Consider the following 16,025-nt stretch of genomic DNA (forward strand, 5'->3'; position numbering starts at 1 on the left):
AACACTATTCTCCATCATTATGGTTTACTTCTAGGTACTCTACGCACCAAATGGATGAATAAACACGAGTTTTGAGTATCAACTCATAAAACTATGAATTATTCAGATCATTGATTGGATAGTGTATTAAATCTCACTCGAAGAAAAATCGTTTCTTTTTGGACATTAAGAAAGGGCTGTGCTTTTATTAAAATTAGACAATACAGAACGTTATCTTTGATTTGAAAGTTGATTCTCACTATTCTTAAAAGTAGAAGAGCAATAGGAAGGGAGTTTTAAGATATGGGAAAATTAACAGGAAAAGTAGCTTTTGTTACTGGCGGAACATCTGGAATAGGGGAATTTACAGCTAAAGCATTTGCGGAACAGGGTGCAAAAGTAATTGTAGCAGGTAGAGATGAGGAAGATGGAACGCGTATTGTAAAAGAAATGGAAGAAAAAGGCGGACAAGGTCTATTTGTCACATTAGACATTACTGAAAAAGAAGACATCAAACAAAGTGTTGAAAAGACGTTAGATGCATTTGGAACGATTGATGTTTTAGTGAATAGCGCCGGAATTCATGATTCGTATGATACGGTATTGGATACAGATGAAGAAAGTTACGATAAATTGATGGACATTAACGTAAAAGGTCCTTTTTTGATGACCAAAGAGATTTTGCCTATTTTGTTGGAAAAAGGGAAAGGAACAATTATCAATGTTGGTTCTCAAGCCACTTTTGTAGCCGGCCCAGGAGGTTCAGCTTATGTAACGTCTAAACATGCTATCGAAGGTTTTACGAAACAGTTGGCCTATGATTTTGGTAAAAAAGGCATTAAAGCGAATTTAATTGCTCCAGGATTTATTGAAACGCCCATGACAGAAGGCATTGAAGACGATCGCTTAAAAGATATCCCAGCACAACGAGCAGGAAGGCCAGAAGAAGTAGCTGCATTAGCAGTCTTTCTAGCCTCTGACGAGTCAGATTACATTCAAGGCACCTCCATCAAAATAGACGGAGGATGGACAATAGGAAGATAGAGCATGGAGCAAAACGTTTAGACTTCCGTGAGGTTCACTTTTCTCTTTTAGTTGGGCGATCTTTCCCACCAAAAAGAGAAAATGAAACTACAGGAAGTCTGTTTTGCGCAACGCGTCTAAAATAGAGCGTGGAGTAAGGCGCTTAGCTCACCGAATATAAGAAAATCACTAACAGTTAGGTGGTTTTTCCTAACAGTTAGTGATTAGCTTATAGGCGTGTGAGCTGCCTTGCGCAACGCGTCTAGAAAGCACAAACCTAAAGGAGCCGGAAAATATTCCGGCTCCTTTAGTTATTTTAGTTAGATTTACTTTGTGGCAATAAACGAGAATGTATCCATAGATTGGATGTTTTTTTGATTATGATAACTAGTTAATGAATTAAGCTGCGAAGACAACAATATTTTAAATTTATCCGGCATAGTTGAAATAGAAGCTATAGCTTCAGGTGCATTGGACAAGGTCATATCTACTTCCCAAGAACCGTCTTGCAAATCTTTCGAAGGAATAACGGTTTCGTCTACTACATTCCACCCAGCCTGTTTAACTAAATTTTTGCTGTCTTCAAGGGTAATTAATGTACGGATGTTGGCTTCAGTAGTTTCACGGAAACTTTCGTATTGTGCTTGCAGCAGAGCAGCTAAAAAATGTGGCATTTGATGGTTGTCAGTGATATGAGTATCCCATTCCGCAAAAACTAATCGTTTTCCCCATTTATGAAGTTTGGTAAACATTTCTAGCAATATCTCTTGAGATGTTAAGTACCAGCTTGAATGAGAAAACACTATGGTATCAAAAGTATTTTCTGGAAAATCTATTTCAGCAGATAAAATATCTGTGTTGAAATCAACTGTAATTTGCTTGCCCACAGAAGATTGCTGCAGTTTAGCCATCGCTTGACCCAACGTTTCTGGAGCGCCATAATCAGGACCAGCGATATCGATAGCGTGAACTTTTCCTTTATCTCCTGCAAAATAAGCTAGTACAGCAGTCATATCCCCTTGACCACAACCAATTTCTAAAACACTTTCTCCAGCATGAATTCCCCAATACTCTGCTAAATGAATGCGATGTTGCGTTTGGACAGTTTGAATTTCAGATAAAGTACCTGTTGGTGAAATGCTTTTAGCCATTTCTTTTAAGTTGTTCATTCCCAATTCTTATCCCTCTTTCTATTTCTTTCAATGATATGCCGTTTGACTTACTTAGTATACCTTAGTTTTAATCCGTAAAGTGCAGCAAAATGAAAGGCAGTTTCTTGATTTTATGGTATTCTATAGAATAGAAGAAAGGTATGTGAAAGATGAAGAAAAGTTTGATCAAATTAAGAAAAAAATTAGGACTTGTGGCTGCTTTGAGCCTGCTAAGTGCCTGTGGAACAGAAAGTTCAGCAAATGAAGCCTCTAATCCTACTGCTTCTCATGTAGAAACGATTGAAAAAAGCGGCTTAGAAGAGTTGAAAGTTCATTACATAAATGCTGGACAAGCCGATGCAACGTTGTTTGAATTTGCAGATGAGAGTGAAGAATATACGATTCTCTATGATACAGGTGATTGGAACAGAACAGATGTGGTCGATTACTTGTCTAATGAAGGGATAGAAGAACTAGATTTAGTCATCGTCAGTCATCCAGATGCAGATCATATTGGTCAATTAGATAAAGTGATTGAACAATTTGAAGTAGGAGAAATTTGGATGTCTGGAAATACTACCACTTCAGATGTATTTGCACGATCACTCGAAGCAATTCAAGAACATGAAGTAGGGTATTATGAACCTCGAGCAGGAGACCAATTTGATGTTGGTCCATTGGATATGGAGATTCTTTATCCTGCTGAATTGACCGGCAATACAAACGCAGATTCTATTTCAATGATGGTTTCATATGGAGAGATTGATTTCATGTTTACAGCGGATGCTGGAAAAGCGCAAGAAATCGAAATGGTCAATTCTGGGATGAATGTAGATGCGGAAATTCTTTCGTTAGGGCACCACGGATCTGATACTTCCAGTGATCCTTCTTTCGTTGAAGCAGTTAGTCCAGAAGTCGCAGTCTACAGTGCTGGTGTAGATAATTCATACGGGCATCCTCATCAAGAAGTAGTGTCTATGATTAAAGATAAAGGGATAGAGCTTTATGGAACGGATGCCTATGGCACGATCATTGTCACTACCAATGGTGCAGAGTACACTATTCGAACAACTGGCAAAGGGGTTGTGAAGACCGGCAAGAAAGAAAAGAAGGATTCTTCAAAAAATAGTGCTACAATTTCTGAAGTCCCTGAGGAATCGGCTGAAGAAAGCAAACTTGCCCCATCTTCAGAAATGATAAACATCAACACAGCATCTTATGAAGAGTTGCTTGAGATCGTTCATATCGGTCCAGAACGGGCAGAAGAGATTATCGCCTTGCGTCCTTTCGAGCGAGTTGAAGAGCTGAGCGAAGTAAATGGCATTGGAGCTGCCAGGTTAGACGATATTTTAACTGAAGGCAAAGTTTATGTAGGAGGGGAATAAGTGTGAAAGGTATACTAGATCGATTTGAAGAAGATAAAGCTGTCTTATTGGTTGAGCAGTTAAATAAAGAATGGATTGTAGAGGTGGATCGCTTGCCAGCGGGAAGTAAAAAAGGTACTTGGTTTACCTTAGACATCAGTGGAGATGAGATAAGCAGTATATCCGTTGATCAACAGCTTACAGAAGAAAAGAGCCAGAAGATCAATGATTTGATGCAATCTATACGTTCCAAAAGTACAGACAGCAAATTCAAACGCAACTAAAAACGAGATGAATTCAACAGGTTCCATAAAAGATCGGGTAATCCATTCGATCTTTTATGGAGCCTGTTTATTCTATTTCTTCATTACAATTCTTAGTGATTAAACATAGGTTGCATTTTGTTTTTGTGGTATCATTAAAAGCAAAGAAAAAGTAATTTTTTGGGGGCAATTAGTGTGAATAAAACGTATCCAGATGATAGTTTGGCATTGCATACAGACATGTACCAACTTAATATGATGAAATCGTATTGGGAGTTAGGGGATGCAGATAAGAATGCTGTATTTGAAGTATATTTCCGTGAAAATCCATTTGGTATTGGTTATACCGTTTTTGCGGGGTTGGAACGAGTAGTAAACTATGTAGAAAATTTAACGTTTACAGAATCTGATCTCGACTATTTAAGAGAGACTCAAGATTACCCAGAAGCATTTTTAGACTATTTAAAAAACTTTAAATTTACTGGAACGATTCGTTCAGTCATAGAAGGAGACTTAGTTTTTGCTAATGAACCCATCTTGCAAATAGAAGGGCCTCTGGCTGAATGCCAATTATTGGAGACAACTATTTTGAATGTAGTCAATTTTCAAACCTTGATTGCGACAAAAGCCTCTGAAATGAAGACCGTAGTTGAAGATGATCCCTTATTGGAATTCGGGACTCGAAGAGCTCAAGAAATGGATGCAGCAATTTGGGGAACACGAGCAGCTTTTATTGGCGGAGCAGATGCTACAAGTAATGTTCGTGCTTCAAAATTATTTGGTATTCCAGCCAGCGGAACACACGCTCATGCGATGGTGCAAGCTTACGATAGTGAATATGAAGCATTTATGGCATATGCCAAAACACATAGAGATTGTGTGTTTTTAGTAGATACATTTGATACATTAAAAACTGGTGTGCCTAACGCGATTCGTGTTGCGAATGAAATGGGAGATAATATCAATTTTTTAGGTGTTCGATTAGATAGTGGAGATATGGCTTATATATCTAAGCAAGTACGGACGCAACTGGATGAAGCAGGATATCCTGATGCTAAAATCTATGCTTCAAATAACTTAGATTCAAAAACGATTTTAAACTTAAAAATGCAAGGTGCTAAAATCGATGTATGGGGAGTTGGAACACGTTTAATTACCGCGTTTGATCAACCTGCATTAGGAGCGGTTTATAAATTAGTGGCGATAGAAGATAAAAACGGCAATATGAGAAATACAATCAAATTAACCAGCAATGCTGCTAAAATGTCTACTCCAGGTAAAAAACAAGTGTGGCGAATCACCAGTAATGAAAAAGGAAAATCTGAAGGTGACTATGTAGCTCTTTGGGGAGAACGCCCCGATCTGGAAAAGGAGCTGTTCATGTTCCACCCGATCCATACGTATATCAATAAAACTGTTAAAGATTTCACTGCCGTTCCATTGTTGAAAGATATTTTTGTGGACGGTGAATTGGTGTATGAGTTACCTAAATTGGATAAAATCAAATCGCACGCAGAAGAAAGTCTGACGGCATTGTGGGATGAGTATAAACGAATATTGAATCCTGAATCTTATCCCGTTGATTTATCTCAAAAAGCTTACGATAATAAATTAGCGATCATCAAAGAAACGAGACGGAGAATGAAAGAGCTGGAAAGCTGATTATTTCTTTCTTCTCGCGAAACAGTGGTAATTTATAATGGTTATAATAAATATTATTTGCCGAGTAGTTGTAAAGCTTCAATAAATTAGTTGTGATGAGAAAGGGTGCAAGTTATGTCAGAAATCAGAGATGAAATACTAGTAGAAATGAAAGTAAAGCCTTCCATTGATCCTAAAGTAGAAGTTCGACAACGAGTAGATTTTTTAAAAGCCTATTTAACAAAATATCCTTTTATCAAAACGCTTGTATTAGGAATCAGCGGGGGACAGGACTCTACGTTGGCTGGGAAAATAAGTCAATTGGCGATTAATGAAATAAGAGAAGAGACAGGGGACGCTCTGTATCAATTCATAGCTGTTCGATTACCTTATGGAACGCAAGCAGATGAACATGATGCCATGGATGCCATTGAATTTATGCAAGCCGATAAAACGGTTCGCGTAAATATCAAACCAGCAACAGATGCTGTAGTCGAGGCTTTAAAAGATGAAACGATTGAATTGAGCGACTTTACAATTGGGAATATCAAAGCTCGTCAAAGAATGATTGCTCAATACGCGATTGCTGGAACTTACAATGGAGTAGTTGTAGGAACCGATCAATCAGCTGAATCAGTCACAGGTTTTTACACCAAATACGGTGATGGCGGAACAGACATCAACCCACTGTTTGGATTAAACAAACGTCAAGGGAAAGCATTACTTGTTGCATTAGGTTGTCCTGAACACTTGTATACTAAAATACCTACAGCAGATTTAGAAGACGACCGTCCATCCCTTCCGGATGAAGTAGCTTTAGGAGTGAGTTACGAAGCTATTGATGACTACCTAGAAGGTAAAGAAGTATCTGAACGGGAAGCCGCTGCTATTGAAGGCTGGTTCAATAGAACACGCCACAAACGCAATATGCCCATAGATGTCTTTGATACATTCTGGAAAGAATAAACGTACGATGTCGAGAATAGTGTGAGACGATAATTATAAGCGAAATCAAAAGTAACAGAAGGTTAAGAAGCTAGCTAAATGCCTAGTTTTCTTAATCTTTTTTGTTAGTGAAAGAAAAAAAGTTCATCCGTTGCATTTTCGGTCTATACCATTTATAATAGAGAAGTATTTTAAATGAAGGAGACAATAATATGACAAATAAAGTATTCGTCAATGGAAATGTTTATACAGGAGAAACTAAAATTGATAACGGTTTCGTCCGTTTCAACAAAGAAATCTTAGCGGTTGGTAGAATGGAAGATTTCACTCAAGAAGCTGAAGAGGAATTAATCGATATTTCCGGGGAAATAATCGTACCTGGATTTATTGATGTGCATAGTCACGGAGGATACGGCAGTGATAATATGGATGCGGATCCTGAAAAAATCAATCAGATGATTCAACAAATGTATCAAGAAGGAATCACTTCTTATTTTCCAACAACTATGACTCAATCTTATGAAAATATTGAAGCTGCTTTAAAAGGGATTGCTGAAGCAGCAGAAACAAATCCGGTGATTCAAGGGATTCATGTAGAAGGGCCATTTATTTCCGCTGTATTCAAAGGAGCTCAACCTGAAGAATATATTAGAATTCCTGATGCTGAAACAATGAAAAAGTGGGATGAGATTAGTGGAGGGCGTGTTCGTCTTGTAACGTATGCTCCAGAAACTAGTGATGCTAGTGAATTTGAAAAAATATGCCAAGAGAATGATATTGTTTTATCAGCTGGTCACACAAACGCGACTAGAGAAGAAATGAAACAATCTAAAGCTAGACATATCACGCATTTGTATAACGCACAACGAGGGTTGCACCATCGTGAACCAGGTGTAACAGGTCATGCTTTCTTAGACGAAGATACGTATGTAGAAGTGATTGCAGACGGGTTCCACATCCATCCTGAAATGGTGAAGATGGCTTACATGATGAAAGGTCCAGATCGCGTAGAGATTATCACAGACGCCATGAGGGCCAAAGGTATGCCGGATGGTGAAAGTGAGCTGGGCGGGCAAAAAGTTATTGTAAAAGATAAACAAGCTCGTTTAGAATCTGGTAATCTAGCTGGCAGTGTTTTGGAGTTCCAAGATGCATTCAAAAATATTATGGAATTCACAGGCTGCAGTGTGGAAGATGCTGTAAAAATGAGTTCAGTCAATCAAGCAAGAGAATTTGGGTTGACACAAAAAGGTATACTATCTGCGGGTAAAGATGCAGATATGGTAGTGTTGAGTCAAGATTTCAATGTCTTGCAAACAGTCAGTTATGGGGAAATCGTGTATAAAGAATAAAAGGAGCGAGTTAAAAATGAACGTTTTTGTAGCAAAAGATAAAAAAGAGGGTAGCCAAAAAGTATTTGATTTGATTACACAAGAAATGGAAGATGGGGCAAAAGTATTTGGTCTAGCAACTGGAAGCACCCCTGAAGATTTATACAAAATCATGACTTCAAGCGATATGGACTTTTCAGGTATTACATCTATCAATTTAGATGAATATGTGGGGTTATCACCAGAAGATCCGCAAAGTTATCGTTACTTTATGGAAAAACATTTATTCTCTAAAAAACCATTCAAAAAGACTTATGTTCCAAATGGTTTAGCAGAAGAAGCAGAAGAAAATACGCGTTACAATAAAATTATTGCTGAAAATCCTATTGATCTCCAAATCTTAGGGATTGGCACAAATGGACACATCGGCTTTAACGAGCCAGGTTCATCTTTTGAGTCTGAAACACGTAAAGTAGCTTTAGTAGAATCTACTATTGATTCCAACAAAGTTTACTTTGACCACGAAGAAGATGTTCCAAGATATGCCTTCTCTATGGGGATAAAATCGATTTTAAAATCTAAAAAAATTATTTTAATGGCATTTGGTAAAAATAAAGCAGAAGCTATTCAACAGATGATTGAAGGTCCTGTGACCGAAGAGGTTCCAGCCAGTGTTTTACAACAGCATCCAAATGTAATTGTGATTGTAGACGAAGAAGCTGGGTCGTTGTTGAATCGTTAGGAGTGAAATAATGACCAAGGAAAAACCGATTTATATTCAAATTCACAATAAGATCCGTAAAATGATCGAAGAAGGTCACTGGAAAGTTGGTGAACGGATTCCATCAGAACGTGATCTTGCTAAGACGTTTGAAGTTAGCCGAATGACTTTAAGGCAAGCTGTTCAGACACTTGTAGATGAAGGGATTTTAGAGCGGAAAGTGGGCTCGGGGACTTATGTTTCCAGTCAAAAAGTCCAAGAGAAAATGACTGGTATCCAAAGTTTTACGGAAACTATGCGTTCTCAAGGACGCAAACCAACGAGCAAGACGATTTCATACCATGTTAAACCTGCCAGTGTCAGTGAAGCAGAACACTTGCATTTGGAAAATGAGACAGTTGTATTGCGCATGGAGCGTGTAAGGTTTGCAGATGATGTTCCGATTTGTTTTGAGGTAGCGACTATTCCGTTTCATTTAGTAGAGTCATTAGGGAAAAAAGAGATCACGTCTTCTCTATATAAAACTCTTGAAGAAGAAAAAGATATCCATATCGGTAAAGCTGAACAAACGATCTCGGCTATGCTGGCATCAGAAAGAATTTCAGAATACTTGGATATCAAACGTGGAGAAGCGATACTGCAGCTGAGACAAATTACGTACAGCAACGACAATAGACCGTTTGAGTACGTAAGAACTCAATACGTAGCAGACAGATTTGAATTCTATCTAGAGAACTAGAACACAGAGCATGCACTGCTTTGTGCAGTGTGTATAAACAAAAAGACTGTCTCACTGCGAGACAGTCTTTTTGTTTAGTAAAGTTGTTCCGATTCGAATAGTTGCTTCTGGATAGCCGCTTGATTGTTTTTCAGTTTTGTCTGCAATTCTTCAATATTCCGGCCTAGTTTTTCCAGCAGTTCGATGTTGCGTCCAATTTTTGATTTGGTATCCCAATCTGAAAATAGATTGTCAAAGAAGATATCGAATGTTTTGCTCATTCCGCTAAACTTCTCATAACTCAAAAAAGTATCCATAGACAAATCTGTTAATTCTTTAGAATAATGTTCCAACTGTTGTTCCAATTGACTCATTTTAGCTTCAGCTTTATCGATTTTATCGTATTTCATCATATCAAACAATAGACTGCTATCTGTAAACATATCCCAAGTAGAGTAAGAGTCTGCTGAGTCTAAATCGTCTAAAGCAAAATCGATTGCATCCAAAATACTTTCTCCAGCAGCTAAAGCTTCCTCAATTTCAATCAATTCTTGTTTTAGTTGTGCACGTTTCGTTTCTTCTGCAGTGATTCTTTCACGAAAGAGAGGATCACTTTGATACAGAGTTTCTTTTAATCGTTGGAGTTGAGAAGACGTTTCGTTGACAGCAGTTTGAACCGCATCTAATGCTTCTCTAGATTCAAGGGCCAAGGCTAGTGATAAATCCAGCTCCATTTTAGCCGTGAGTTGCTCTTGTTTCTCTTTATCCAGTCTTTTATCGTAATTGCCCACTAAGCGCTTTAAAAAAGTAGACAATGACTCTTCTTGCAATTTTTCTACATCATCGCTTTCTTTAGCAAAAATAGATTTAGCCGTTTCATAGCGTACTTTATTTTCTTCAAATCTGATTTTTGCATTCGCCTCTTTATTTAGTAAAGAACTCATTTTTGCTTGTAAAACTTCATACTCCTCCATTACTTGATCCTCTCCCTATAGGTAAGTCGTTTTTCTTTTTTATTATGACTGAAAAGAGTGCGAATCTCAATGATAAAAAAAGAGCTTGGACAAATGCCCAAGCTCTCATAAAAATAAATAATGGCTTAACTAATTATATAGTAGAAATGCAAAACAATTAATTTTTACTGAAATCTTCTACCCATGTCATTCCTAATGCACCTTCACCTAAATGAGTGCCGATAACGGGACCAAAATAACTCAGGTGAAATGTAACGTCAGGGTACAAAGATTCTAATTTTTCTTTCCAAATAAGAGCTTTCTCCTCAACGTTTGCATGTATAATGGTAGAAACGATAGGATAACCTTTAGCTGCATCAGCGCCTAATAATTCTTCGATACGTTTTAAGGCTTTTTTGTGTGTACGAATTTTTTCGAAAACGACAATTTGTTTGTCTTCAAAATGCAAGATAGGCTTAATCTTCAATAAGGTACCGATAGATGCAGCACCACTTGATAAACGTCCGCCGCGAACTAAATTCTTCAAATCATCGACTACAAAAAAGGCCTTCAAACTTTGCTGCATGTGGTCAAAGTGATGGAATATTTCTTGTACAGAAGCGCCTTCTCGAACTAAACGAACAGCTTCTAATGCAAAGTACCCTTGAGCAGTACAACTGAGACCGGAATCGTAGGGATAAACTTGTATGCCCTCCATGTATTGTCCAACGCTTGCGATGCTTTGGTACGTACCGCTGATTTTACTGGATAAGTGGACACTGATCACAGCATCATAATCTTTAGCTAGTTCAGCAAATAAAGATTCAATATCGCCAATAGTCGGCTGCGAGCTTGTGGGTAATTTTTCGCTATCTCGAATAAGGTCAAAGTATTGTTCGCTTGTGATATCTACTTCTTCTTTTAACGCTTCGCCATTCACAACAACAGAAAGCGGCAATCGATAAATATGGTTATCTTGGTACTGCTTTTCAGTCAAATAAGCAGTACTATCTGTTACAACAGCTATTTTCAATTCAAAACCTCCCAAGCTGATTTTATTGTGGTGAAATATCAGCACATATTAGAAAATTATAGCATAGAAAGAGTGTAAAACAGAATAGAATCTAAAATGTTTACATTGTTTTAAAATAATCTGGTTTCATAAACAAGTTGTACTTATTCGCACGACTAGTTAAACACAAGCTGTTTACTTGCCTTGTGTCATCAATAAAAAACTTGTAGACTAAAGGCAAAAACAAAATAGAAACTGTCTGAAGAAAGGAAATTATCATGCTGAAAAACTATCGTACTATTGAAAAAGATGGTCAATTTGAAATAGAGATCAAAAAATCTCGGTTTATTTGCCATTTAAAACGAGTGGCAGACGAGACTGAAGCGACAGCTTTTATTGAAGCCGTAAAAAAAGAGCATGCTAAAGCTACGCACAATTGTTCAGCTTATTTAATTGGAGATCAGAACGAAGTCCAACGAGCTCATGATGACGGAGAGCCTAGTGGAACAGCTGGAATTCCTATGTTGGAAGTGCTAAAGAAAAAAGAGTTGAAGAATGTAGCGACTGTAGTAACCCGTTATTTTGGAGGCGTTAAACTAGGTGCCGGCGGATTGATTCGTGCTTATGGAAATTCTGTCAGTAGAGCACTAGAGGAAATCGGACTAGTAGAAGGAATGCTCCAAGCTGAGATCCGTGCAACGATCGAGTATCCGTTATTAGGGAAAGTAGAGAACTTGCTGCGCGAGTCATCTTATACAATAAAAGATATCGTTTATACAGATAAAGTAACATTTAGTTGCCTTGTAAAAGAAGAGGAGAATGCTCGTTTTTATGAAGACCTGATTGAGTGCGTGAGCAATCAGGTCACTTTTGAGGAAGGTGAGTTAAGTTACCGTGAAGTAAAAATTACCTCTGAATAATAGATTAATTTGCAAATTGTAACTTAAATTTTGTGTTTCTTCAACATATATTCAATGGGGAAAAATGTTTCAAAGACTCCCTTTTGTTCTTGTTTCAGTCGTTAATTACAGTTAGTTAAATGTCAGCAGCCAGAGAAATGAGCATTTTGCCATAGTAGAAAATCGTTCTAGGTGGGTTGAACATCAATAAAACTTCTTGAATGATAAAAAAAGGTGAAATTGGGTCTCGATGTTGAACAATTGTTAAGAAACATTTACAATTTTTCAATAAGAGTATTGGAAATTGTAATTTTGTGATAAAATGACCAAGACTTCAAACAAAGCATCTGCATTATTTTTTTTATCCAATCAAAAAAGGATTGTTTGCTCTAGAAAAAACGTTAAGATATAAGCAATAGTACTGCTCATTTCAACAAATAAACTAGTTTCAAGAATACATTTGAAAAGGTGATAATCAGTGAAGAAAAAACAGAAAGACTCTTCAACTCGTTCTGAGTATAGGAGAAGCGGAAAACGCAAAAAATCCAAAGGCCAGAAAATTATTTTGGCTATTTTAATTCCTATCATGGCTGTTTTATTAGTAATAGCTATCTTTGCAGCAAAATTATTTGCTGAAGCTCAAACCGCTGTGGAAGATTCTTATCATTCTATTGAACGAGAAAGTGAAATAGATGTCGATCCAATAGAAGATACTGTCTCTTTACTGATCATGGGTGTGGATGACACTGAAAGTCGAAACTTGGGAAGTGCCAGAACGGATGCCCTGATTTATTTGACGATAGACCCTCAAAATCATGAAATTAATATGGTGAGTATCCCTCGAGATACGTATACCGAAATTATGAATGATGGTGAATTTTACAGAAGAAATAAGATCAATTCTGCTTATGAAGTAGGACAAGAAAAAGCCGTTATTGAAACAGTAGAGAACTTATTGGATGTGCCGGTTCATTATTACGCAACGTTTAACTTTGATTCCTTCTTAGAAATTATTGATGCTTTAGGCGGAATTGAAATGGATGTGCCTGTGACGATCTCAGAACAAAATTCTGATGGACAAATGGGTCAGATCCATTTAGAAGAGGGCTATCAAACCTTAAACGGAGAGCAAGCATTAGCGCTGGCTCGTACTAGAAAAATCGATAATGATGTCAAACGCGGCGAGCGTCAACAATTGATTATTCAAGCGATTGTGAAAAAAGCATTGAGTATCGGTTCGATTCCAAAACTTTCTGATGCAATCGAAGCTGTTGGAAGCAATATGCGTACCGATCTGCGATTTAATGAAATGCTGAATATTGCTCAATCAGGCTTGGAAGGAAGTTACACGTTCGATTCACACATTTTCGAATGGACTGATTTTACGTTTAATGGAGCTAGTATGGTCGAGTTGTATCCGGATAGTGTTGACTACATCAGTCATAAATTACGTGTAGCATTGGATTTAGAAGCTGCAGATGAACGCGATGCAGAAGGGTATGAATTTACTTCTAATCGAATAGCAGAATACGCTGATTAAAAGCAAGGATGAAGAATTGTTGCACCTATAAAAAAAGTGAGTTGAGGCATATGAATATGCTTCAGCTCACTTTTTTTAGTATCGTGATAATGCTATTCTTTGCGATTCCAAGCACGAGCAAATTTGCGAATATGTTTTAACAAAGGCTGATTCGATTTACCTGTCAAGCCGATGAGTTCTACAAAAAGCTCCAGACCAAATCCTAAACCAATCGTCAGAAAAATCCAACCCCACAGAGAGGATAAAGGATAAAGCAGTGCAATCAAAGAAAAAATAGCGGCTAAAAAGTAGATAGCAACAACTGTTTGCTTGTGAGTGAAACCCAGCGTCATTAGGCGATGATGAATATGCAATTTATCTGCTGTAGCAATCGATTGTTTGTTTAGAATTCTGCGGATCATTGCATAAATAGTATCTGTAATAGGAATGCCTAAAATAACAATTGGAATAATCAACGTAATCAAAGTAGCATTTTTTAAACCTTGCAGAGACATGACGGAAATCATAAAACCAAGAAATAAGGCTCCGGTATCTCCTAAAAAAATTCGAGCAGGATTAAAGTTGTAGGGAAGAAAACCAGCAATACTGCCTACTAATACAAAAATCATGATTGGTACTGACATACTGTCTACGGTTAAAAAGAAATAGCCGATAATTCCCATAGTAGTCAATGCGATCATGGACACTCCGCTGGCTAATCCGTCTAAACCGTCAATCAAATTAACCGCATTTGTAATGGCTAAAATCCAAAACAGTGTTACCGGTAAACTGAAGGATCCAAAATGAAGCTCGCCAATAAAAGGCAAGTTGATCATATTTAATTGAATGTCTCCGACGTAATAAACGATCAGACCAGCAATAAGAATACCTAGCGATTTTAATTTAGGGCTCAACTCTTTTAAATCATCCACTATCCCAGTGATCAATATGACACTGGCCCCTAAAAAAATCGGCAGAGTCTCCTGATTGGGAATAGGCAACAGGAAGAAAATTGAGAGGAAGAAAGAGATGAAGACAGCAATTCCTCCTAAAGATGGTACGATTCTTGTGTTTACTCTTCGTTCATTTGGCAGGTCAACAGCTCCGATTGAAATAGCTAATTTCCTTACAAAAGGCGTTAAAACAATGGATATCAATGCTGCAACTATACAAGTCAAAAGAACATGGAACATATTATACATTCAAATGATCCTTCCTTAACGTTATCTTCATTTATTATACAAATTTAAATGGTTAAACACAATTGCAGACCTTATTTATTTTAGGATTACGGGTCAGAACAGTATTGAACTCATGGCATTCAACATAAAAATTTTCTTTTGTTTCATTGTATTCAGGGAAATAATCCGATAAACTAGTTGAAAGAGCTTTTTTGGTAACGAGCATACCTGAAAAATAGGCCGTAATGGTTATGAATCTAACTTAAGGAGAAAAATTATGCGTTCTACTGACAGAAAGAAAAAAAAGAAACGAACTAAATGGATTGTCCTTTCGGTTTTCATTTTCATTATACTAGGAATAGGTATTTATCTTACTTATGCGTTTATGTCGGCAAATCATTTTTTTAATTCCATTCAAGGAGAACCGATTCCTTCAGATGACGCAAATGAACAAGTCATTATTGAAAATAAAGAACCCTTTTCTATTTTATTGTTAGGTGTAGATGAGCGACCTGGGGATATCGGCAGAGCCGATACGATCATGGTGGCTACTGTGAATCCAACGAGTGAGGACATTAAATTGGTATCTATTCCTCGGGATACATTGATCGAATTACCCGATACACAAGAAGAAGATAAAATAAATGCTACTTATGCTTATGGAGGTATTCCTTACGTCATTGATACGGTTGAAGAGTATTTAGAGATACCGATTCAATATTACGCTCAAATCAATTTTCAAGGCATGGTTGATTTAGTAGATGCAGTTGGCGGAATTGATGTGAATTCTCCTTTAAAATTCACCGTACAGGATAGTACTGAGAAAGCCGATGCGATCCATATTGAAGAAGGCAATCAGCACTTAAATGGGGAAGAAGCTCTGGGATATGCTAGAATGCGAAAACAGGATCCTCGTGGCGACTGGGGGAGACAAGAGCGTCAACGGCAAGTGATAGAAGCTATCGTAGATGAAACGATCTCTATTTCGAGTTTGACAAACTTTAATACAATCTTTAATGCGATTGCTCCAAATTTGAAAACCAATTTAACTGGTCGCGAGATATGGATTTTAGGCACAAATTATGCGCCGGCAGCACGAAACATTGAATCATTGACATTAGACGGTGAAGCAGATACAGTTTATTTTTCAACGTATGGACAAGACGTCTATGTATGGGTCCCTTATGAAGAGACATTAGAAGAAATTCGTCAAGTATTGCAAGAACACTTGGAAATCAATTCTTCTAATAATGATATATCCATAGAGGAAAGCAATACTGAAATAGAGTAAATAAAAAACGAGGGAAATGTGGATGGTTATCCAC

15 protein-coding genes are annotated in these 16,025 nt (G+C 37.4%); 11 read left to right on the forward strand and 4 right to left on the reverse strand.

All coding sequences use genetic code 11. The features are described from left to right. The first annotated feature begins 282 nt into the window (after positions 1-282). Positions 283-1,023, forward strand: coding sequence for an SDR family NAD(P)-dependent oxidoreductase (locus tag ACEN36_RS01940; RefSeq protein ID WP_407095844.1), 741 nt, complete (start codon positions 283-285; stop codon positions 1,021-1,023). A gap of 305 nt (positions 1,024-1,328) precedes the next feature. Here the strand turns inward: ACEN36_RS01940 and ACEN36_RS01945 are convergent, their stop codons facing one another. Next, positions 1,329-2,171 carry a class I SAM-dependent methyltransferase gene (locus ACEN36_RS01945; RefSeq protein WP_407095939.1) on the reverse strand — a complete coding sequence of 281 codons (843 nt, stop codon included), beginning with the start codon at positions 2,169-2,171 and terminating at the stop codon, positions 1,329-1,331. A 152-nt stretch (positions 2,172-2,323) separates the two neighbouring features. Between ACEN36_RS01945 and ACEN36_RS01950 the strand changes: the two genes are divergently transcribed. The 7 genes from ACEN36_RS01950 (at position 2,324) to ACEN36_RS01980 (ending at position 9,157) form a co-directional block, all read left to right on the forward strand. Further along, entirely contained in the window at positions 2,324-3,538 is a 1,215-nt protein-coding gene (locus tag ACEN36_RS01950) for an MBL fold metallo-hydrolase (protein ID WP_407095845.1), read from the forward strand. 2 nt (positions 3,539-3,540) lie between these two features. Continuing rightward, positions 3,541-3,801: a DUF3006 domain-containing protein gene (locus ACEN36_RS01955; protein ID WP_407095846.1), complete on the forward strand. Its 261-nt coding sequence runs from the start codon at positions 3,541-3,543 to the stop codon at positions 3,799-3,801. A 174-nt stretch (positions 3,802-3,975) separates the two neighbouring features. Continuing rightward, a complete protein-coding gene (locus ACEN36_RS01960) occupies positions 3,976-5,442 on the forward strand; it encodes a nicotinate phosphoribosyltransferase (protein WP_407125813.1) in 1,467 nt (488 codons plus the stop codon). Between the two features lie 114 nt (positions 5,443-5,556). Continuing rightward, the gene (gene nadE / locus ACEN36_RS01965) at positions 5,557-6,387 is read left to right on the forward strand and encodes an ammonia-dependent NAD(+) synthetase (protein WP_407125814.1); all 831 of its coding nucleotides are present in this window, start codon (positions 5,557-5,559) and stop codon (positions 6,385-6,387) included. Positions 6,388-6,578: 191 nt separating this feature from the next. After that, positions 6,579-7,718, forward strand: coding sequence for an N-acetylglucosamine-6-phosphate deacetylase (gene nagA / locus ACEN36_RS01970; protein ID WP_407102714.1), 1,140 nt, complete (start codon positions 6,579-6,581; stop codon positions 7,716-7,718). Between the two features lie 16 nt (positions 7,719-7,734). Beyond that, positions 7,735-8,439, forward strand: coding sequence for a glucosamine-6-phosphate deaminase (locus ACEN36_RS01975; RefSeq protein WP_407125815.1), 705 nt, complete (start codon positions 7,735-7,737; stop codon positions 8,437-8,439). A 10-nt stretch (positions 8,440-8,449) separates the two neighbouring features. After that, the gene (locus ACEN36_RS01980) at positions 8,450-9,157 is read left to right on the forward strand and encodes a GntR family transcriptional regulator (RefSeq protein ID WP_407095851.1); all 708 of its coding nucleotides are present in this window, start codon (positions 8,450-8,452) and stop codon (positions 9,155-9,157) included. A 74-nt stretch (positions 9,158-9,231) separates the two neighbouring features. Here the strand turns inward: ACEN36_RS01980 and ACEN36_RS01985 are convergent, their stop codons facing one another. Together ACEN36_RS01985 and ACEN36_RS01990 are read right to left on the reverse strand one after the other, a co-directional pair. Further along, on the reverse strand, positions 9,232-10,110 hold the full coding sequence (locus tag ACEN36_RS01985) for a hypothetical protein (protein WP_407125816.1): 879 nt from the start codon (positions 10,108-10,110) through the stop codon (positions 9,232-9,234). Positions 10,111-10,267: 157 nt separating this feature from the next. Next, positions 10,268-11,122: a DegV family protein gene (locus tag ACEN36_RS01990; RefSeq protein ID WP_407095853.1), complete on the reverse strand. Its 855-nt coding sequence runs from the start codon at positions 11,120-11,122 to the stop codon at positions 10,268-10,270. Between the two features lie 257 nt (positions 11,123-11,379). On the opposite strand from ACEN36_RS01990, the gene ACEN36_RS01995 reads away from it, so the two are divergent. Next, positions 11,380-12,021: a YigZ family protein gene (locus tag ACEN36_RS01995; protein WP_407102716.1), complete on the forward strand. Its 642-nt coding sequence runs from the start codon at positions 11,380-11,382 to the stop codon at positions 12,019-12,021. Between the two features lie 457 nt (positions 12,022-12,478). After that, positions 12,479-13,540 (forward strand): LCP family protein, encoded by a 1,062-nt coding sequence (locus ACEN36_RS02000; protein ID WP_407095855.1) that lies wholly within the window; start codon positions 12,479-12,481, stop codon positions 13,538-13,540. 92 nt (positions 13,541-13,632) lie between these two features. Here ACEN36_RS02000 and ACEN36_RS02005 read toward each other — a convergent pair whose 3' ends face one another. Further along, positions 13,633-14,712: a glycosyltransferase family 4 protein gene (locus ACEN36_RS02005; protein WP_407095940.1), complete on the reverse strand. Its 1,080-nt coding sequence runs from the start codon at positions 14,710-14,712 to the stop codon at positions 13,633-13,635. 265 nt (positions 14,713-14,977) lie between these two features. Here ACEN36_RS02005 and ACEN36_RS02010 point away from each other — a divergent pair, with 265 nt between their 5' ends. After that, a complete protein-coding gene (locus tag ACEN36_RS02010) occupies positions 14,978-15,991 on the forward strand; it encodes an LCP family protein (RefSeq protein ID WP_407095856.1) in 1,014 nt (337 codons plus the stop codon). The last annotated feature ends 34 nt before the right edge of the window (positions 15,992-16,025 follow it).

This window comes from Desemzia sp. FAM 23989 (genome assembly GCF_045528345.1).
GTDB lineage: Bacteria > Bacillota > Bacilli > Lactobacillales > Carnobacteriaceae > Desemzia.